This window comes from Bradyrhizobium sp. Y36 (assembly GCF_002531575.1).
Classification (GTDB): domain Bacteria; phylum Pseudomonadota; class Alphaproteobacteria; order Rhizobiales; family Xanthobacteraceae; genus Bradyrhizobium.
The window spans coordinates 1-19631 of record NZ_NWTI01000012.1; the positions used below are offsets into that span (position 1 = coordinate 1).

Consider the following 19631-nt stretch of genomic DNA (forward strand, 5'->3'; position numbering starts at 1 on the left):
CGTGAACAGGCCCGGCGTGAAGCACAGCGCGACGGCCGCCGCAAAAGCGGACATCACCAGCCGCTGCGCAATAGAGGCGCCTTCACGAAGGCGGATGTCGGTGCTGGTGGTCGCGTCGTCCATCGCGGGCGGCTGATTCCGTTGCGCGCGAAAACTCCACGGACGGGTCCGTGGAGTCAAGCAACAAGGGCGTCACCCGCAGCCGGCCGCGCGATGTCCGTGCGAGCCTAGCTGCTCGCGTTGAGCAGCTTCGCCACGGTGCGGTCGATCTCGTCGTAGCGGCCTTCGCCGGCGTGCTGGAACACGATCTTGCCGGTCTGGTCGATGATGTATTGCGCCGGCCAATACTGGTTGCTGTAGGCGTTCCAGGTCCTGGAATCATTGTCCTGCGCCACCGGATAGGTGATGCCGTGGCGCTTCAGCGCGGCCTGCACGTTGGCGGCCGAGCGCTCGAACGGGAATTCCGGCGTGTGCACGCCGACCACGACGAGGCCCTTGTCCTTGTATTTGGCGTAGAGCTCGGTGACGTGCGGCAGCGTGTTGACGCAGTTGACGCAGCCATAGGTCCAGAAGTCGACCAGCACGACCTTGCCGCGGAGGTCGGCGAGGCTCAGCGGCTTGGAGTTGAACCAAGTGTTGATACCGGTGAAGTCGGGCGCCGACTGCTGGCTTGCGGCGGCGACCTCGATCGGCACTGCGGGGGCGGTGACGACAGGCGTCGCGCGTGCAGCCTCGTCGCAGATGCCGGGGATGACAGCGCCGGTGACGGCCATGCCGATCAGGGCGGTGGAGACGGCGAGCAGTTTGAATGTCACGGTAGCGTCCTCCGGGGAGCTTTGCGGTGATCACAGGCCGATCTGGCCGGTGGGGTAGAAGCCGGTGAGCCACGCCACGATCAGCGTGTCGTATTGGAAATAGGCGGCAACGGCGAAGCCGATCACGACCACGCCAAAGCCCTGCTGCAGCCGCGGCGAGATCCGCGCAATGCTGCGCACGCGCGTGGTCGCGGCCTGTCCGCCATAGGCGATCAGCAGCATCGGGATCGCAGCACCGATCGCGTAGGCGACCAGCAGCGTGCCGGCCCAGGCGGCATTCTTCTGGGTCGCAACCAGCGTCAGGATCGAGCCGAGCACCGGGCCGGCGCAGGGCGTCCAGACCAGGCCCAGCGTGGTGCCGAGCACGAGCCCGCCGAGCGCACCCTCGCGCTGCGTGCCGCCTGCGTTGCCGAGATCGAGCCAGCCATTGAGCCGGATCGACAGCCATTCGAACGGCGCCGGCCACAGCATCAACAGGCCGAAGCCGAGCAGCAGGACCGACGCGGCCTCGCGCAGCACGTTCGGATCGAAGTCGAACAGGCGCGTCAGCGCACCCAGCAGCAGCGCGACCGCCGAGAAGGAAACGACGAAACCGAGCGCGATCATCGCCGGACGCAGATGCCCCGCGCGCCCGATCGATGCGCCGAGCAGGATCGGCAGCATCGGCAGCGTACAGGGCGCGGCGATGGTGAGGATGCCGGCGAGGATAGCGAAGAGAAGGTCGAGCATGGCGCACTCGTGGAGGTCACGAGGGCAGTTCGCGTGTGGCGGGGTGGTCGTTACGCCGCGTCACGCCTTCGTGACGGGCGGCTGTCTGTGAGGCACCGTGTCCGCCGCAGCGGCAGTCCGCTCCCTCCCCCCTTTTGGGGGAGGGCGGGGGAGAGGGGTGGCCCAGCAAATGGTCTACGCGATCGTGTCGCGCGCAAATCGAGAGATTCCCCGTGTGGACCCCCCTCCCTGCCCCTCCCCCACAAGGGGGGAGGGAATGAGAGAGTGTGGCCGCCTCACTCGACGTGGCCACCACACGGCAGGTCGGCAGCTTCGAGCACCCCCAAATACAAAACGACCCGGACGGGGGCATCGTCCGGGTCGCTGGAGGTCTTGGGAGGTTTAACGAAACCGTATGTCAGCTTTATAGGGGGGAAGTTTTTCCGCCTGATGTTGTGGTTTGTTTCAATTGTTTCGTCGGCGGTAACACTTCCGTGTTCCGGGGCAGGGCCCTGTATCAGGCCCTATCCCCTTGAAATCATTGGGTCAGGCGGCGAAACGCTCGACGCCGGCGCCCTTAAGCAACTCGGCCAGCTGCTTGCGGGCGTAGAACATCCGCGTCTTCACGGTGCTCTGGGGGATGCCGATGATCTGCCCGACCTCCTCCACCGACTTCTCGTGATAGTAGACGAGGTTGATGATCTCGCGATGGGCGGGCGACAGCTTCTGCACGCAGGCGCGCAGGATTGCGCTGGTGTCGCTGCGGTCGAGCGAGGTCTCCGGCGTATCGCAATCGTCGGGAATCTGGCGCACGTCCTCCTGGTCGATGTCCTCGAAGCGGCGCTGGCGCATCGCGGTCAGGGCCTTGAAGCGCGCGATCGAGAGCAGCCAGGTCGAGACCTGCGAGCGGCCCTGGAACTGGCCGGCGGTCCGCCAGACGTCCAGAAACACCTGGCTGACGAGGTCTTCGGCCGCGGTGGCGTCACGCACGATGCGCAGGATGAAACGGTACACCCGCACATTGTGCCGGCAATAAAGGATATGCATCGACGTCCGGTTGCCGTCGGCAATGCTTTCGAGAAGCATGTCGTCCGAAGTCGCCTGAGCGGCGATGATGCTCTGGCTGGCCTGGGCGTTGATGGCGATGACGTTCCGCATTGACTTGGCTCCCCGTAGCGCCGCAACCGAGCGGCGTTTCCTTGGACCAAAGTGTTAATGAGCCAACGTTTCGGGACGTCTGCACGAAAAGAGGAAAATGGTTTCGTGCGCCGCCAAATTGTTTCGTCGGAAGGGGCGCGACGAAACATTCGGAGCAAAAAGCTGAGGAATTTCAATGTACGGAAAATACGGGAAGCGCGGTTTGGAGCGCTAGAAGCCGCGGGGAACGTATTGCGGGGGATTGCGTTCGGCCGCGCCAACCCCACCGCCGTCGTCCCGGGGCGCGAAGCGAACCCGGGATCCATAACCACAGGGAGAGGTTTGGCGAAGATTCGGGGTGACCAACTCGGCGCATAACCACTCCCTGTGGTTATGGATCCCGGGCTCGCGCTGTGCGCGCCCCGGGATGACAGCCGTATTTGCCGCCCGCCTACGCCTTGTCGCCCTGCGGCGAGAACAGATAGCCGCCGCCGCGGATGGTGCGGATCACGGCGGGCTTGGCCGGGTCGGGCTCGATCTTGCGCCGGATGCGCATGATGCGCAGATCCACCGCGCGGTCGAAGGCTTCGGCGTCGCGTGCATTGGCCAGCTCGAGCAGGCGCTCGCGCGACAGCACGCGCTTCGGATTGGCCGCGAACACCTTCAAGAGCCCGAACTCGGATGCGGTCAGCGGATGCTCGTTGCCCTCGTCGTCGCGCAAGGCCTGGGCTTCGAGGTCGAGCCACTTGGTGCCGAACCGTACCAACTGCTCCTTGTCCGATTTCGCCGCCGCCGCTTCCGGCGCGGCGGCCTTGGCCGGCACGCTCCGGCGCAGCACCGAGCGGATGCGCGCCATCAGCTCGCGCAGCTCGCAGGGTTTTGCCACGTAATCGTCGGCGCCGAGCTCGAGGCCGACGACGCGATCGATCGGGCTTGCGGTCGCCGTCAGCATGATCACCGGCACGTTGATGCGGCTCTTGAGGTCGCGGATGATCGAGAGGCCGTCTTCCTCGGGCATGTTGAGGTCGAGCACGACGAGATCCGGCATGCCGCCGTCGATCGCCGCGCGCAGCGACTTGCCGCCGTCGCACAGCGTCACGGTGAAGCCGTGCATCTTGAGATAATCGCCGACCATCTCCCGGGCCGGGGCCTCGTCGTCGACGATCATGATGTGCTGGCTTTGGGTCATGGTCTTACATCACGGCATTTCGGTCGCGGGGAGGGTGATGGTGAAGGTCGAGCCCTTGCCGGGCCCGTCGCTGTCGGCGGTCACCTCGCCGCCATGCATGTCGACGATGCGCTTGACGATGGAGAGCCCGAGCCCCGTCGAGCTCTCGCCGGCGGTCGGCTTGGCCGACAGCCGCTGGAAGCGGCCGAACAGGCGGCCGAGATCCTCCGGCGACAGGCCGGCGCCCTCGTCGCTGACGCGGACGATGGTGTCGTTGCCCTCATGGCTGACGGCGACGTCGATCTTGCCGCCGATCGGCGAGTATTTGATGGCGTTGCTGATGAGATTGTCGATCGCCTCGCGGATGCGGTCGGTGTCGCACATGGTGACGATGTTGGGCGGCGCGGTGACGCTGATGGCCTGCTGCTTGTTGACGGCGAGCGGCTGGTTGGCTTCGGCGACCTCCTTGACCAGGGCGGCGACGTCGACCGGCTCGCGGCGGATGGTGATGTCGAAGGCATCGGCCATCGCGTCCGAGATCAGATGGTCGACCATCGTGGTCAGGCGCTTGGTGGCGTCGCGGATGTGGTCGACCTGGGCGACCACGCCGGCTTGCGAGGCGCCGGTCGAGATCAGCTCCTTCAGCATCTCGGTGCGGCCGAGGATGACGCCGAGCGGATTCTTCAGATCGTGCGCGACCGTGCCCAAAATCTCGTTCTTGAAGCCGTTGGCGCGCTGCAGCCGCAGCCATTGCGCGGACAGGCGGCGGTTGGCCTGCATCAGGGCGCGGGTGCGTTGGGCGACACGGTCCTCCAGCTGGGTGTTGGCGTCCTGGAGCTGCTGATAGAGGATGACGTTGTCGAAGGCGATCGAGAGCCGGCTCGAGAAGATCTCGACCAGCGAGCGGTCGGTCTCGGACAGTTCGCGCTCGGCCTGGAGCAGCACCACCACCTCGCGGCCGGATCCGGTGCGCAAGTAGATCACGCTGCGGTGGTCGGCGAACTCGTTCTTGCGGCGCTGGAACGCGGCTTCCACCATCTCGCGCAGTTCGGGGTCGAGCGCCTTCGAGGTCGTGGTGCCGATGAAGCGGCTGTAGCAGCCGCTGCCGGCGAGCACCGAGAGCTCGGGGTCGATCCCGCCATTGTCGCGCAAAACCAGTATACCGGCGCAGTCGACGTTGAGCAGCGAGGCGAGCTGGGTCAGTACGCCCTCGGCGAGCCGCTGCATCGACTTGAAGTCGTACAGCGTGGACGCGGCGTCGATGATGATCTCGAGCCCGCGCCGGGTCTGCACCATGCGCTCGAGCTGCTGATAGGAGCGTAGCGCCGCGGTCAGCGAGGTGAACAGCTTGTCGGCGGTGAGCTCGGTCTTGGCCTTGTAGTCGTTGATGTCGTACTGCACGATCACGCGCCGCTCCGGCGCCTGGCCGGGCTGGCCGGTGCGCAGGATGATGCGCACGGTCTCGTTGCGGATCTCGTTGCGGATGAACTCGACCAGCTCGAGGCCGGCGACGTCGGTCTCCATGATGACGTCGAGCAGCACGGCGGCGATGTCGCCGTGCTCGGCCATCAGCTTGCGGCCTTCCGCCGCGGAATAGGCCGACAGGATCTCCAGGCTCTGGCCGTTGAGGCTGTAGTCGGACAGCGCAAAACGGGTGCCGTCATGCACCGCCGGATCGTCGTCGATGACCGCGATCTTCCATTTCCGGGCGTTGCTATCCTCCGACGCGGTACCGGTATCGTCGATCAGGTGGAGGACATCGTCCTGTTCGGCCATTGAGAAGTCCCGTCACTTTCTGTGCTCTGCGCGCCGCCCTTGGCGACCCGGGGCATGATAATGCGAAAAGTAGTGCCTTGTCCCAGCTTGGATTCCAGCATCATGCGGCCGCCGAGCTGCTGGGAGACGAGGTTATAGACGATATGCAGGCCGAGGCCCGTCCCGCCTTCATTGCGCCGGGTGGTAAAGAAAGGGTCAAAGGCCTGGCGCTGCACGTCGGGGGTCATGCCGGCCCCGTCGTCGGTGAAGATGATCTCGATGTCCTCGGTCCCGCGCGGCCGCGCCGAGATCGTGATGGTGCCGGCCCGCCCGTCGGCGAAGGCGTGGTTGGCGGCGTTGAGGAAGAGATTGGTCAGGATCTGGCCATAGGAGCCCGGATAGCCGTCCAGCAGCAGCCCTTCGGGCACGTCGACCTGCAGCGTGATCGGCGAGCGCTTCAGGACCGGCCTGAGGCTCGCGATGATCTGGTCGGTGGCCTCGCTGAGCGAGAACTGCCGCCGCTCGGCATGGGAGCGGTCGACCGCGACCTGCTTGAACGACTGGATCAGCTCCCCGGCGCGCTGGAGATTGGCGACGAGCTGCTGCGAGGCGTCGCGCGAGGACTGCACGAATTCCTCCAGCTGCGAGCGGCGCAGGCCGCCGTCGCCCTTGAGCTGGGCCTCGAAGATCTCGGTGCGCCGGGCAAAGCTCGAGGCCACCGTCAGGCTGATGCCGATGGGGTTGTTGACCTCGTGGGCGACGCCGGCAACGAGGCCGCCGAGCGCCGCCAGCCGCTCGGCGTCGATCAGATTCTGCTGCGCGGTGTTGAGCTCGAGCAGCGCGCTCTCGGCCTTCTCCTTGGAGGCGCGCAGCTCGTCCTCGGTCTGCCGCTTCGCGATCGCATTCTCGCGGAACACTTCGACCGCGCGCGCCATGGCCCCGACCTCGTCGCGTGCCTTGGTGCCCTGCACCTCGCGGTCGAGATCGCCGAGCGTGATCGCGCGCATCGCGGTCATGATCTGCTGCAGCGGCAGGCGGATCGACAGTGCGATCATCACGCCGGCGGTGAGGATGATGCCGAGGAAGATCACCGCGATCGACAGCACCCGCCGGGAGATGTCCGCCAGCGTGCGGTCGAAGGTCTCCTGCGCCTTCTGCTCGCGCTGGCGCATCTTGGTGGAGAGGTCGTCGATGGCGCCGATCGCCTCGGCCTGGCTGGCGTCGATGGTGTTGCGCAAGAGCTCGGTGCGGCTCGCCAGCTGCTCGGAGAGCTTTGCAAAGCCCTCGCGCAGTGCGGCGGTGCGGGCCCCGAGCCGCTGCAACGCCATGCGCTGGAGGTCGTTGTCGGCGAGATCGATCATGACAGGGATGGTCTTCTCGATCGTCTCGGTGTTGCGGCGGGCGTCGTCGGCCGCGCCCGTCTGCAGCGACAGATAATAGGAATTGGCCGCCACCAGCATCGCGGTGAAGGCCTCGCGGGATTTTCCGAGCGAGGGCCAGATCAGCGCGTCGCGATGGCCGGTGGCGCCCTCGATGATGGAATAGAGGCCGGCCATGTCACGGGCCGGGCCCTGCACCTGGTCCTCATAGGTCTTGGCGATGGTGGCCTGCACGCCGCGCAGCTCGCCGAAACCGTTGAGGAAGCGGTCGGTGGTGCGCTCCAGCTCCTCGACCGAGCCCGCCAGCATCGGGTCCTTGGCGGCGCGGTTGGTCAGCGTGCCCAGCACCGCCTCGCGCAGCAAGAGGATCTCGGCGAACAGGTCCGGGCTCGGCTGGTTGATGTAGCGGTGGATCAGGTTCTGCAGGCGCCCGGTCTCGCTTTCGAGCAGGGCCAGGATCCGGTCGGACTCGCGCACCTGGCGGACGTCGTCCCAGGCCGAGCCCAGCACCTGTGCGCCGTTCCAGATCATGGCGACCAGCACCACCACCACGGCGGAGTTCAGCGCGGCGATGGACAGGATGCGCCAGCGGATCGGCACCGCCCTGAGCAGGCCGACCAGGCGCGCGCGCAGTCGCCCGATCGGGCCGGGCGGCCGGTCCACATGCTCGTGATGTCCAAGTGCAGCCAACGCGGCTCACTCCACCTTGCGAATGCGTTCGATCAGCGCGGCCGCGGCGGGATCGCGCGCGGCCTTGGCGTAGATCGGGACCATCGCATCCTCGAACGGCTTGCGGTCGATCTCCCGGATGATGGTGACGCCGGCTTCCTGCGCCTTGCGCTGCGACTGCTCCTCCAGGTCGCGCCATTTCTCGCGCATGAACCGGCTGGAGCGCTGCGCGGACTCCCGGAAGATCCTCTGGTCGTCCGGCGACAGGCTCTGCCAGGCCTTCAGCGAGATCACCAGCACTTCGGGACTCATCGTGTGCTCGGTGAGCGAGTAGTAGCCGGCATGCTTGTAATGGTCCGTGGTCACGAAGGATGGCCAGTTGTTTTCGGCGCCGTCGATCAAATGGTTGGCGAGCCCGGTGAGCACCTGCCCATAGGGCAGCTCGACCGGCTCGGCCCCGAGCGCGCGGATCATCTGGCTCATCAACTCCGATTGCTGCACCCGGATCCGCAATCCCTTGAGATCCGCGAGGCTCTTCACCGGGCGGACACCGTTGTAGATCGACCGCGCGCCGGAATCGTAGAACGCGAGCCCGACGAAGCCATAGGGCTCGAAACTGTTCAGGATCTCGCCGCCGACGGGCCCGTCCAGCACCTTCTGCATGTGCTCGATGGACCGGAACAGGAACGGCATGGCGAGCACGTTCATCGCCGGAACGAAGTTGCCGATCAGGGCGACATTGGTCCGGTTGATGTCGATCGCGCCGGCCCGGGTCTGCTCGATGGTCTCCTTTTCCTCGCCGAGCTGGCGGGAGTGGAACACCTTGATCTCGTGGCGGCCGCCGCTGCGCTCGGCGATCAGGGCGCCCATGTAGCGCAGCGCCTGGACGGTCGGATAATCCTCGGTCTGGGTGTCGGCGGCGCGAAATTCGCGCGCAACCGCGCCCGTCGCGCGCAAGCTCATCGAGACTGCGGCAAGCAGAAGCGCGACGACAATCACCCCGGTCCGCGAGAGTTCGGCACGGCTTAGCACTGGCACACTCAACCCCTCAGTGGTGGAGTCTATGGCGGGAGCAAAAGGTTCAATGCAATCTAAAGCGTTTTCAAGCGAAGTGGATACCGGTTCGCGTAAAGAAAACGCGTCAGAACAGGAATCGAGAGCCCGTTCCAACCGGAACGGGCTCTAGCAGATGGGTGGGGGAAGGCCATCCCGCTCCGGGCCCGCGGGGTAATTGTGCGGCGCGGCCGGGACTCATTCCGGTTGAAACCGGCAGGGCCGCGCCGTAAGCAGGCGCAGGTCGCCTTTGCCGCGCGAGGTGGGAAGAGCATCGTGACGTCAGCAGTACGCCTTGTGCAAATCGTCGCCGCCGCTCTGGCGGCGCTTTCGTTGGTCGCGCCGGTGCGCGCCGCCACCGACATCGCGTGGTGGCACGCAATGTCCGGCGAACTCGGCAAGCAGCTGGAAAAACTCGCGTCCGATTTCAACGCCTCGCAATCCGATTACCGCATCGTGCCGGCGTACAAGGGCAACTACACCGAGACGGTGACCGCCGCGATCTTCGCCTTCCGCTCGCGCAGCCAGCCTGCGATCGTCCAGGTCAACGAGGTCGCCACCGCCACCATGACCGCGGCCAAGGGCGCGATCTATCCGGTGTTCAGCCTGATGCGGGACCAGGGCGAGCCGTTCTCGCTGGACGACTATTTGCCGGCGATCTCCGGCTATTACACCGATGCGGCCGGCAACCTGCTGTCGTTCCCGTTCAATTCCTCGACGCCGATCCTCTATTACAACAAGACCATGTTCCGCGATGCCGGCCTCGATCCGGAGACGCCGCCGAAGACCTGGCCGGAACTGGGCGCTGCCGCCAAGCGCCTGCGCGACCGCGGTGTTGCGTGCGGTTTCACCACGTCCTGGCCGTCTTGGATCCATGTCGAGAATTTCTCCGCTTTCCATAATCTGCCGCTGGCGACGCGCGGCAACGGCTTTGCCGGGCTGGACGCGGAATTGACCATCAACAATCCGGTCGTGGTCAAGCACATCGCCCAGCTCGCCGAATGGCAAAAGACGAAAACGTTCGACTATGGCGGCCGCGGACAAGCGGCCGAACCGCGCTTCCAGAGCGGCGAATGCGGCATCTTCATCGGCTCCTCGGCGACGCGCGCCGACATCAGGGCGAATTCGAAGTTCGAGATCGGCTACGGCATGATGCCGTATTGGCCCGACGTGAAGGACGCGCCGCAGAACTCGATCATCGGCGGCGCCACACTGTGGGTGCTGCGCGACCGGCCGCGCGAGGAATACAAGGGCGTGGCGCGCTTCTTCGCCTATCTGTCGCAGCCCGGCGTGCAGGCCGCCTGGCACCAGAACACCGGCTATTTGCCGATCACCCGCGCCGCGTCCGAGCTGACGCGCGCGCAAGGTTTTTACGAGCGCAATCCGGGCTCGGCGATCTCGTTCGAGGAGATCACGCTGCATCCGCCGACGGAGAATTCCAAGGGCATCAGGCTCGGCTCCTTCGTGCTGATCCGCGGCGCGATCGAGGACGAGCTGGAGCAGGCCTTCGCCGGCCAGAAGAGCGCGCAGTCCGCGCTGGATTCCGCCGTCGAGCGCGGCAACAAGCTGCTGCGCCAGTTCGAGCGTGCGAGTCCGGACCGGTAGGAGTGATCGGTGCGCACGCCTCGTCCTTCGAGACGCCCGCCTCCGGCGGGCTCCTCAGGATGAGGCTCAGCAGCGCCTGTCAATGCCGCTGCGCAATCAGCTCCTCATCCTGAGGAGCCCGCAAAGCGGGCGTCTCGAAGGATGGCCGCACGGATACTGTTTCAAGAATGTAAGCCGATGACACTGTCAAACTTCACCGACGCCGAAAGCTTCCGCGCCTTCCGTTCCGATCCCGCGCAATGGCTGCCGATCGCGCTCGACATCGCGCGCGGGCACGGCCTCGATACCAGCGCGGCGCAAGTCTTTGCGACCGGCACCAATCTCGTCGTCGGCCTCGGCGACAAGCTGATCCTGAAAATCTTCCCGCCGCTGCTGCGCGCGCAATTCGTCTCCGAGCGCGGCTCGCTGATGCAGCTCAAAGACCATCTCGATCTGCCGATCCCCGAGATCGTCGCCGAGGGCGCGCGCGACGGCTGGCCCTATCTCGTCATCACGCGGCTATCGGGCACGCTCGGCTCGGAAGTGTGGGCGCAATTGCCGGAAGACCAGAAAGAGCGCCTGCTGCGCCAGATCGGCGAGACCATCGCGAGCGTCCAGCGCGTCCCTCTCGGTCCGCTCGCGGAGATCGAGCCGCGCTGGAACGACTTGATGCGTGCCCAGATGCAGGGCTGCAAGGTCCGGCACACGCGTCTCGGCCTCGCGCCGAAATTCCTCAAAGGCCTCGATGAACTCCTGCGCGATGCGGAAAAGCTCATTCCGATGGATGCGCCGCCGGTGTTTCTGGTCGGCGAATACATTCCGGAGAACTTCCTGCTCGCCTGCGAGGACGGCCAGTGGTCGCTCAACGGCCTGTTCGATTTCGGCGACGTGCTGGCGGGATGGCGCGATTACGATCTGCTCGGCCCCGGCGCGTTCATGGCGGCGGGCCGGCCGGGGAGAGTGAGGAGCCTGCTCGAAGGCTTTGGCTACGCGAAGCTCGACTCCACGCTCAAGCGCCGGCTGATGGCCCTGATGCTGCTGCACCGCGCCAGCGACCTCAACGCGCACATCTGCATCGATGGCTGGCAGGACAAGGCAAACGATCTGGTCGAGCTTCAGGAGCTGATCTGGGCGGGGTGAGCGGCGCTCCGCCCCTCTCTGTCATTCCGGGGCGCCGCGGAGCGGCGAGCTTTGGTGCGCAATTGCGCACCTGAGAATCCATTGCCTCGCTTGCCTTGCTACCCGATGGATTCCGGGCTCGATGCTGCGCATCGCCCCGGAATGACGGCGGTGGGCGGGCTGCCGCCCTTCTAATGAGCTTGCGATTTTTATCGCTTAAATATTGAGCATTTTTACGTCTTTGTATGCAAATCAGCAGGCGGTTCCCTCTCGCCGTTCTGCCGTACGGCCTAGAAAATCTTTTTAATACAGTGGCTTAGATCGATCGCAACGCATCATTAAGCCTTGGCACGAACCTTGCGAATCCGGTTCCAACCAAAAACGTTGAGTTGGAGCATTTCGATGAAGCGCCGCGATTTCCTCAAGTCCGTGTCCGGGTTGGCCGCCGGAGCGGCGCTTCCGGCAATGCCGTCCGTGATCTCCACTGCCTATGCCGATGCCCGCTCGGAGACGCTGCTGATCGTCTCCGAGGGCGGCCCCAACAATCTCGACATCCACGGCGTCGGCACCAACGTGCCCGGATATGAAGTGTCGTGGAATTGCTACGACCGCCTGATCAGCCACGAGATGAAGAGCGGCCCGGGCGGGGTGCCTTATTACGACCGCGACAAGTTCAAGGGCGAGCTCGCCGAGGAATTCAAGATCGACGACATGTCGGTCACCTTCAAGCTGCGCAAGAACGCCAAATTCCACGACGGCACGCCGGTGACGGCGAAGGATGTGAAGTGGTCGCTGGACCGCGCCGTCAGCGTCGGCGGCTTCCCGACCTTCCAGATGAGCGCGGGCTCGCTCACCAAGCCCGAGCAGTTCGTCGTGATCGACGACTATACCGTGCGCGTCGACTTCCTGAAAAAGGACAAGCTGACGATCCCCGATCTCGCCGTGATCGTGCCCTGCATCGTCAACTCGGAGCTGGTGAAGAAGAATGCCAGCGAGAAAGATCCCTGGGGTCTGGAATTCACCAAGCAGCAGACCGCGGGCTCCGGCGCCTACAAGGTAGCGAAGTGGACCGCCGGCACCGAAGTCATCATGGAGCGCAACGAGGACTGGGTCTGCGGTCCCTTGCCGAAGATCAAGCGCGTGATCTGGCGCATGGTGCCGCAGGCCGGCAACCGCCGCGCGCTGTTGGAGCGCGGTGACGCCGACATCTCCTACGAGCTGCCGAACAAGGATTTTCAGGAGATGAAGGCCAACGGCAAGCTCAACGTGGTGTCGCTGCCGTTCTCCAACGGCATCCAGTATATCGGCATGAACGTCACCAAGCCGCCCTTCGACAATCCGAAGGTGCGTCAGGCGGTGGCCTATGCGCTGCCCTACCAGAAGATCATGGACGCCGTGATGTTCGGTCTCGCCAACCCGATGTTCGGCGCGCCCAAGGACAAGCCGACCGAAGTCGCCTGGCCGCAGCCGCACAAGTTCAACACCGACATGGACAAGGCGAAAGCGCTGCTGAAGGAAGCCGGCTACGCCGACGGCTTCGAGACCACGATCTCGTTCGACCTGAATTTCGCCGGCGTCAACGAGCCGCTCTGCGTGCTGGTGCAGGAGTCTCTCGCCCAGATCGGCATCAAGACCACCATCAACAAGGTGCCCGGCGCCAACTGGCGCACCGAATTGAACAAGAAGGAGATGCCGCTCTTCACCAACGTGTTCTCGGGCTGGCTCGATTACCCCGAATACTTCTTCTACTGGTGCTATCACGGCAACAATTCCGTCTTCAACACCATGAGCTACAAGTCGGCGGAGATGGACAAGCTGATCGACGGCGCGCGCACCGCAGCCGCGAGTGGCGACAAGGCCGCCTACGACGCCGACGTGAAGGGCTTCGTCGATCTCGCCTTCACCGACATCCCGCGCATCCCGCTGTACCAGCCCTTCGTCAACGTCGCGATGCAGAAGAACATCAGCGGCTATCAATACTGGTTCCACCGCAGGCTCGACTATCGGGCGCTGGTGAAGGGGTGAGGGGACATGGGTGAGGTGAGCACGCTCTTCAGGCTCCCTCCCCCCTTGTGGGGGAGGGTTGGGGAGAGGGGTAGCCACAAGCGCCGACCTCTCCCGGAGCCACCCCCCGCCCTAGCCCTCCCCCACAAGGGGGGAGGGAACGCAGCGAAGTGCACGGTTGGCAGCGTACGCAACAAAATCAGGAGCGTCCCATGCTGACCATGATCGGCAAGCGTCTGATGTTCGCGATCCCCTCGCTGATCGGGGTCGTCATCGTCACTTTTTTGCTGACGCGCGCGCTGCCGGGCGATCCCGCCGCCTACTTCGCAGGTCCCGCCGCGACGAAGGAAGCGGTCGAGCAGATCCGCAAGAAACTCGGCCTCGACAAGCCGCTGATCGAGCAGTTCTTCCGCTACGCGGGCGATCTCGCCCACGGCGATTTCGGCAACTCGCTGACGACAGGTCAGCCGGTCGCTGCCGAAATCCGCAACCGCCTGCCGGCGTCCGCCGAGCTGACATTGCTCGGCCTCGTCGTCTCCGTCGTCATCGCCATCCCGCTCGGCGTGCTCGCGGCAACGCGACCAGGATCATGGATCGACCATTTATGTCGCGTCACGACGACGGCGGGTGTCTCGCTGCCGGTGTTCTTCACGGGCCTCGTGCTGGTCTACCTCTTCTATTTCAGGCTCGGCTGGTCGCCCGCGCCGCTCGGCCGTCTCGACGTGTTCTACAGCGCGCCGCCGACCGTTACCGGCTTCTACCTGATCGACACCCTGATCGCGCGCGATGTCGAGGCGTTCCGCTCGGCGCTGAGCCAGCTGATCCTGCCCGCGACGACGCTTGCGATCTTCTCGCTGGCCCCGATCGCGCGCATCACGCGCGCCTCGATGCTGGCGGTGCTGGCATCCGAATTCGTCCGCACCGCCCGCGCCAGCGGCCTGTCGCCGGCGACCGTGATCGTCACCTACGCGTTTCGCAATGCGATGCTGCCCGTCATCACCACGCTCAGCATGGTGTTCTCCTTCTTGCTCGGCGCCAACGTGCTGGTCGAGAAGGTCTTCGCCTGGCCCGGCATCGGTTCCTATGCGGTGGAAGCGCTGATCTCGTCGGACTTCGCGCCGGTGCAGGGCTTCGTCCTCACCATGGCGGTGATGTACGTGCTTTTGAATCTGGTGATCGACATTCTCTATGGCGTGATCGATCCGCGTGTCAGGTTGGAGGGCTAGATCATGAGCTCCGTTGCGCCTGCTGTTGAGCCCGTCGGTCCTGCTCGCACCTCCGGTCTCGTCGCAATCCTCGAACAGACCCGCTATGTTCTCGGCGAGAACAAGGTCACGGGTTTTGCCTTCGCCCTGCTGATCCTGATCCTGGCCGCTGCGATCTTCGGCCCCTACGTCGTGCCTTATGATCCGCTCGCGTCAGATACTGCTGCTGCGCTGAAGCCGCCGTCGGCGGCGCATTGGTTCGGCACCGACCAGCTCGGCCGCGACATCTTCAGCCGCGTCGTCGTCGCGACACGGCTCGATACCTTCATCGCGATCGCCTCCGTCGTGCTGGTGTTCCTGATGGGCGGCCTCGCCGGCATCGCGGCCGGCTATTTCGGCGGCTGGACCGATCGCATCGTCGGCCGCATCGCCGACACCATCATGGCCTTCCCGCTGTTCGTGCTCGCCATGGGCATCGTCGCCGCGCTCGGCAACACCGTGCAGAACATCATCCTCGCCACCGCCATCGTGAACTTCCCGCTCTACGCTCGCGTCGCCCGTGCCGAGGCCAACGTTCGCCGCAACGCCGGCTTCGTGCAGGCCGCGAGGCTGTCGGGCAACGGCGAATTCCGCATCCTGCTGGTGCACATCCTCCCGAACATCATGCCGATCATGATCGTGCAGATGTCGCTGACCATGGGCTACGCCATCCTCAACGCCGCGGGCCTGTCCTTCATCGGCCTCGGCGTCCGTCCCCCGACGGCGGAATGGGGCATCATGGTCGCCGAAGGCGCGGGCTTCATGGTGTCAGGCGAATGGTGGATCGCGCTGTTTCCCGGCCTTGCCCTGATGATCGCGGTGTTCTGCTTCAACCTCCTCGGCGACGGCCTGCGCGACATCGTCGACCCCCAGCGGAGGACGTGATGATCTTCAGTTTCGGATGTTTGCTGCGCGGATGTGAGGAGGGCGCATCTCTCTCGCTCCCTCCCCCCTTGTGGGGGAGGGTTGGGGAGGGGGGTAGCTCAGGAAACGGTGCTGTTGATGCGCATGTTGTGGCGCTTGTAATTGGAGAGAGTCCCCGTGCGGTACCGCTCTCCCTGCCCCTCCCCCACAAGGGGGGAGGGAATGAGAGGCCGGTGCCCCTCTCACACCCGAATGTCCGTCAAAAATTCCCCAGCGATTCCAATGGCATTCTACTGTGCATGGGGTTGTTTTCGCACTTTTTGAGTGACGGCAGGCCCGCATGACCGCCCAGCCGCTGCTCGACGTCCAGGACCTCACCGTCGAATTCTCCACCCGCCGCGGCATCGTCAAAGCCGTGCAGCACGTCAACATCTCCGTCGCCAAGGGCGAGACGCTCGCCATCGTCGGCGAGTCCGGCTCGGGCAAGTCGGTGACATCCTATGCGGTGATGCGCATCCTCGACCGCGCGGGGCGGATCGCCGAGGGCTCGGTGATGTTCTCCGGCATCGACGTGAAGGCCGCGACTGAAGACCAGATGCGCGATCTGCGCGGCCGCGAAGTCTCGATGATCTTCCAGAACCCGCGCGCGGCACTGAACCCGATCCGGAAAGTCGGCGACCAGATCGAGGACGTCCTGCGCACCCATGTGCAGCAGGCCCAGGTCACGGATCGCGGTGAGAAGGCGATCGAGGCGCTGGAGCAGGTCAAGATCGCCCGCCCGCGCGAGCGCTATCATGCCTATCCGTTCGAGCTCTCGGGCGGCATGTGCCAGCGCGTCGTCATCGCGCTCGCGCTCGCCTGCAATCCGCAGCTCCTGATCGCGGACGAGCCGACCACGGGCCTCGACGTCACCACGCAGAAGGCGGTGATGGACCTGATCGTCGAGCTGACGAAACGCAGGGCGATGTCCACCATCCTGATCACGCATGATCTCGGCCTAGCGGCCGCCTATTGCGATCGCGTCGTGGTGATGGAGAAGGGTCGTGTCGTCGAGACCGCCAAGGCCGCCGACATCTTCGCCAACCCGCAGCACCCCTACACCAGGAAGCTGATGCGCGCGACTCCGCGGCTCGGCGTGTCGTTGCGGGATCTGCTGCCGGAGGAAGAGGCGAGCCCCTCGCCATCCTCTTCCGTCATGGCCGGGCTTGACCCGGCCATCCATCACGCTTCGCAAGATTCATCTCGGTCGTTGGACCCCCGGGTCAAGCCCGGGGGTGACGGGACAAAGCCCCTTCTCCGCATCGAAAAGCTCGTCAAGGAATACCCCCGCCAGGGCGCCACCGCGACGCTCGGAAAGTTGTTCGGCCGCAAGCCGCCGCTGGAGCCGGATGTGTTCCGCGCCGTCGACGGCATCAGCTTCTCGATCGGTCACGGCGAGAGCGTCGGCCTCGTCGGCGAGTCCGGCTGCGGCAAATCGACCACCTCGATGATGGTGATGCGCCTGCTCGACCAGACCTCCGGCCTGATCCAGTTCGACGGCGAGGACATCGGCGGCATCGCGCCCGCCAATTTTGCCCGGCTGCCGCAGCGCAGCCGCATCCAGATGGTGTTCCAGGATCCGACCGACAGCCTCAACCCGCGCTTCACGGCCGCGCGTGCCATCGCCGACCCGATCATGCAATTGGGCGATATCAGGGGCCGCGACGCGCTGCGCGCCCGCTGCGAGGAACTGGCCACCATGGTCGGCCTGCCGCACAATCTGCTGGACCGTTTTCCGCACCAGCTCTCCGGCGGCCAGAAGGCTCGCGTCGGCATCGCCCGCGCCATCGCGCTGCATCCAAAGCTCGTCATCCTGGACGAGCCGACGGCGGCGCTGGACGTCTCGGTGCAGGCCGTGGTCCTCAACCTGCTGCAGGACCTCAAGGCGCGGCTAGGTATGAGCTATCTGTTCGTCTCGCATGATTTGAATGTGGTGCGCTTGCTGTGCGATCGTGTCATTGTGATGCGGACGGGGCGGATCGTCGAGGAAGGCTCTTCCGAGCAGGTCCTCAGCGATCCCAAGGACGACTACACCAAGGAGCTGCTGACGGCGATCCCGCATCCGCCGTTGCCGGTTCACTGAGAGTGCATTGAGATCAGCTTGAGAGAGTGATGGCCGAACCGCTGGACGACTATATCGACGCCGTATCGAAAGCGCTGGCGCTGCCGGTCGAGGAGGCCTGGCGGCCCGCGGTGCGCGCCAATCTCGAGGTCTCGCTGAGGCTCGCCCGCCTCGTCGACGAATTCGCGCTGCCGGACGAGACCGAGCCGGCGCCGATCTTCGCGGCCTGATGCTGCCATGACCAGCAAGCCAGAGATGACGGCCGCCGACATCGCGAGCGCCGTCGCAGGCCGCAGGATGTCCGCGCTCGATGCCACGGAAGCTGCGCTTGCGCGCATCAAGCAGCACGACGGCATCCTCAATTCCTTCACCGACGTCACCGCCGAGCGCGCCCGCGCCAAGGCGCGCGCCGTCGATGCCGACATCGCCGCCGGCAAGGACGTCGGCCCGCTCGCCGGCGTGCCCTTCGCGGTGAAGAACCTGTTCGACGTCGCCGGGCTTCCGACGCGGGCCGGCTCGAAGATCAACCGCGACCTCGCGCCCGCCAAGCGCGACGCAACGCTGATCGAACGCATGGAGGCTGCCGGCGCCGTGCTGGTCGGCGCGCTCAACATGGGCGAATACGCCTATGATTTCACCGGCGAGAACGTCCATGACGGTCCCTCGCGCAATCCGCACGATACCACGCGGATGACCGGCGGCTCCTCGGGCGGCTCGGGCAGCGCCGTCGGCGGCGCGCTGGTGCCGATCGCGCTCGGCTCGGACACCAATGGCTCGATCCGCGTGCCGTCGTCCTTTTGCGGCATCTTCGGCCTGAAGCCGACCTATGGGCGGCTGTCGCGGGCGCGCTCGTTCCCGTTCGTGGTGAGCCTCGATCATCTCGGCCCGTTCGCGCGCTCGGCCACCGATCTCGCGCTCGCCTATGATGTGATGCAGGGCGAGGATGCGGACGATGCGGCCTGCACCACGACGCGCGGCCTCGAGCCGACGCTGCCGCTGCTTGCCAATCCGGTGTCGGATCTGCGCATTGCCATCGCCGGCGGCCACTTCCAGAACAACGTGTTTCCGGAAGCGGTCGAGGCCGTCAGCCGCGTCGCCAAGGCGCTCGGCGCAACGCGCGTGGTCGATGTTCCCGAGGCCGCGCGCGCCCGCGCCGCGGCCTATGTCATCACCACCACCGAAGGCGCCTCGCTGCATCTCGATCGCCTGCGCAAGCGGGCGAACGATTTCGATCCCGCCGTACGCGACCGCCTGATCGCGGGCGCCATGGTGCCGGCTCCCATGGTCGACCGCGCGCAGAAATTCCGCCGCTGGTATCGCGCGCAGCTTGCGGAGATCTTCAGATCGGTCGACGTGCTGCTGGCGCCGGCAACGCCGTGCACCGCGCCAAAGCTCGGCCAGGTCAACTTCAATCTCGACGGCGTCGAGCTGCCGGTGCGCGCCAATATCGGCATCCACACCCAGCCGATCTCGTTCATCGGTCTGCCGGTGGTTGCCGTGCCGGTGCCGCTCGAACCGCTGCCGATCGGCGTGCAGATCATCGCGGCGCCCTGGCGCGAGGACATTGCGCTCCGCGTCGCCTACGCGCTGGAAAAGATGGGCGTGGCCGCCGCGCCCGCCCCGAGAGGACTCTGAAATGGAGATCGATCTCCCCGACGTGATCGCGGAAGTCAAAGCCGCGTTCGATCGCTATGAGCAGGCGCTCGTCAGCAACGATGTCGCCGTGCTCGGCGAACTGTTCCGCAACGATCCCCGCACGCTGCGCTACGGCATCGGCGAGAACCTCTACGGCTACGCGGCGATCTCGGGCTTCCGCGCCGCCCGCTCGCCGGTCGGCCTCAACCGCCGCACCGCCAAGACGGTCATCAGCAGCTATGGCCGCGACACCGCCGTGGCCTCCACCTTGTTCTATCGCGACACGGCGCCCGGCAAGGTCGGCCGGCAGATGCAGACCTGGATCCGCTTTCCCGAGGGCTGGCGCGTCGTCGCCGCCCATGTCAGCATCATCGACGAGCCGAAAGAGGCGTGATC

At 65.5% G+C, this 19631-nt stretch carries 16 protein-coding genes; 9 read left to right on the forward strand and 7 right to left on the reverse strand.

Annotated features, from left to right (window positions below; all coding sequences use genetic code 11):
* Positions 1-227: 227 nt before the first annotated feature.
* The 7 genes from CO669_RS19925 to CO669_RS19955 all read right to left on the reverse strand — a co-directional run bounded on the left by CO669_RS19925 (position 228) and on the right by CO669_RS19955 (position 8669).
* Positions 228-815 (reverse strand): thioredoxin family protein, encoded by a 588-nt coding sequence (locus CO669_RS19925; RefSeq protein WP_097661650.1) that lies wholly within the window; start codon positions 813-815, stop codon positions 228-230.
* Between the two features lie 30 nt (positions 816-845).
* Positions 846-1544: a cytochrome c biogenesis CcdA family protein gene (locus tag CO669_RS19930; protein ID WP_097661651.1), complete on the reverse strand. Its 699-nt coding sequence runs from the start codon at positions 1542-1544 to the stop codon at positions 846-848.
* 525 nt (positions 1545-2069) lie between these two features.
* On the reverse strand, positions 2070-2681 hold the full coding sequence (locus CO669_RS19935) for a sigma-70 family RNA polymerase sigma factor (RefSeq protein ID WP_097661652.1): 612 nt from the start codon (positions 2679-2681) through the stop codon (positions 2070-2072).
* 430 nt (positions 2682-3111) lie between these two features.
* Positions 3112-3849, reverse strand: coding sequence for a response regulator (locus CO669_RS19940; RefSeq protein WP_097661653.1), 738 nt, complete (start codon positions 3847-3849; stop codon positions 3112-3114).
* Positions 3850-3858: 9 nt separating this feature from the next.
* On the reverse strand, positions 3859-5604 hold the full coding sequence (locus tag CO669_RS19945) for an ATP-binding response regulator (protein ID WP_097661654.1): 1746 nt from the start codon (positions 5602-5604) through the stop codon (positions 3859-3861).
* The gene (locus CO669_RS19950) at positions 5574-7652 is read right to left on the reverse strand and encodes a sensor histidine kinase (RefSeq protein ID WP_245444397.1); all 2079 of its coding nucleotides are present in this window, start codon (positions 7650-7652) and stop codon (positions 5574-5576) included. Before CO669_RS19950 ends, CO669_RS19945 begins: the two co-directional genes overlap by 31 nt.
* Before the next feature lie 6 nt (positions 7653-7658).
* Positions 7659-8669 (reverse strand): TRAP transporter substrate-binding protein, encoded by a 1011-nt coding sequence (locus tag CO669_RS19955; protein WP_097661826.1) that lies wholly within the window; start codon positions 8667-8669, stop codon positions 7659-7661.
* Positions 8670-8960: 291 nt separating this feature from the next.
* On the opposite strand from CO669_RS19955, the gene ugpB reads away from it, so the two are divergent.
* The 9 genes from ugpB to hpxZ all read left to right on the forward strand — a co-directional run bounded on the left by ugpB (position 8961) and on the right by hpxZ (position 19629).
* Positions 8961-10289 carry a sn-glycerol-3-phosphate ABC transporter substrate-binding protein UgpB gene (gene ugpB / locus CO669_RS19960; protein ID WP_245444399.1) on the forward strand — a complete coding sequence of 443 codons (1329 nt, stop codon included), beginning with the start codon at positions 8961-8963 and terminating at the stop codon, positions 10287-10289.
* A 177-nt stretch (positions 10290-10466) separates the two neighbouring features.
* Positions 10467-11408 (forward strand): aminoglycoside phosphotransferase family protein, encoded by a 942-nt coding sequence (locus CO669_RS19965; RefSeq protein WP_198964122.1) that lies wholly within the window; start codon positions 10467-10469, stop codon positions 11406-11408.
* Between the two features lie 381 nt (positions 11409-11789).
* Positions 11790-13412 (forward strand): ABC transporter substrate-binding protein, encoded by a 1623-nt coding sequence (locus CO669_RS19970; RefSeq protein ID WP_097661657.1) that lies wholly within the window; start codon positions 11790-11792, stop codon positions 13410-13412.
* Between the two features lie 191 nt (positions 13413-13603).
* On the forward strand, positions 13604-14617 hold the full coding sequence (locus CO669_RS19975) for an ABC transporter permease (RefSeq protein ID WP_097661658.1): 1014 nt from the start codon (positions 13604-13606) through the stop codon (positions 14615-14617).
* Between the two features lie 3 nt (positions 14618-14620).
* Positions 14621-15520: an ABC transporter permease gene (locus CO669_RS19980; RefSeq protein WP_097661659.1), complete on the forward strand. Its 900-nt coding sequence runs from the start codon at positions 14621-14623 to the stop codon at positions 15518-15520.
* 319 nt (positions 15521-15839) lie between these two features.
* On the forward strand, positions 15840-17621 hold the full coding sequence (locus CO669_RS19985) for a dipeptide ABC transporter ATP-binding protein (RefSeq protein ID WP_097661660.1): 1782 nt from the start codon (positions 15840-15842) through the stop codon (positions 17619-17621).
* 29 nt (positions 17622-17650) lie between these two features.
* Positions 17651-17830 (forward strand): DUF4089 domain-containing protein, encoded by a 180-nt coding sequence (locus tag CO669_RS19990; RefSeq protein WP_198964123.1) that lies wholly within the window; start codon positions 17651-17653, stop codon positions 17828-17830.
* A 7-nt stretch (positions 17831-17837) separates the two neighbouring features.
* A complete protein-coding gene (locus CO669_RS19995) occupies positions 17838-19235 on the forward strand; it encodes an AtzE family amidohydrolase (RefSeq protein WP_198964124.1) in 1398 nt (465 codons plus the stop codon).
* 1 nt (position 19236) lies between these two features.
* Complete coding sequence (gene hpxZ / locus CO669_RS20000; RefSeq protein WP_097661662.1) at positions 19237-19629, forward strand: oxalurate catabolism protein HpxZ; 393 nt, start codon at positions 19237-19239, stop codon at positions 19627-19629.
* Positions 19630-19631: the final 2 nt, after the last annotated feature.

Excerpts from the sequence above, each read along its gene's own strand:
- CO669_RS19930 (WP_097661651.1), bottom strand. The coding sequence starts at position 1,544 with ATGCTCGACCTTCTCTTCGCTATCCTCGCCGGCATCCTCACCATCGCC.
- CO669_RS19935 (WP_097661652.1), bottom strand. The coding sequence starts at position 2,681 with ATGCGGAACGTCATCGCCATCAACGCCCAGGCCAGCCAGAGCATCATC.
- CO669_RS19940 (WP_097661653.1), bottom strand. The coding sequence starts at position 3,849 with ATGACCCAAAGCCAGCACATCATGATCGTCGACGACGAGGCCCCGGCC.
- CO669_RS19945 (WP_097661654.1), bottom strand. The coding sequence starts at position 5,604 with ATGGCCGAACAGGACGATGTCCTCCACCTGATCGACGATACCGGTACC.
- CO669_RS19965 (WP_198964122.1), top strand. The coding sequence starts at position 10,467 with ATGACACTGTCAAACTTCACCGACGCCGAAAGCTTCCGCGCCTTCCGT.
- CO669_RS19970 (WP_097661657.1), top strand. The coding sequence starts at position 11,790 with ATGAAGCGCCGCGATTTCCTCAAGTCCGTGTCCGGGTTGGCCGCCGGA.
- CO669_RS19975 (WP_097661658.1), top strand. The coding sequence starts at position 13,604 with ATGCTGACCATGATCGGCAAGCGTCTGATGTTCGCGATCCCCTCGCTG.
- CO669_RS19980 (WP_097661659.1), top strand. The coding sequence starts at position 14,621 with ATGAGCTCCGTTGCGCCTGCTGTTGAGCCCGTCGGTCCTGCTCGCACC.
- CO669_RS19985 (WP_097661660.1), top strand. The coding sequence starts at position 15,840 with ATGACCGCCCAGCCGCTGCTCGACGTCCAGGACCTCACCGTCGAATTC.
- CO669_RS19990 (WP_198964123.1), top strand. The coding sequence starts at position 17,651 with ATGGCCGAACCGCTGGACGACTATATCGACGCCGTATCGAAAGCGCTG.
- CO669_RS19995 (WP_198964124.1), top strand. The coding sequence starts at position 17,838 with ATGACCAGCAAGCCAGAGATGACGGCCGCCGACATCGCGAGCGCCGTC.
- hpxZ (WP_097661662.1), top strand. The coding sequence starts at position 19,237 with ATGGAGATCGATCTCCCCGACGTGATCGCGGAAGTCAAAGCCGCGTTC.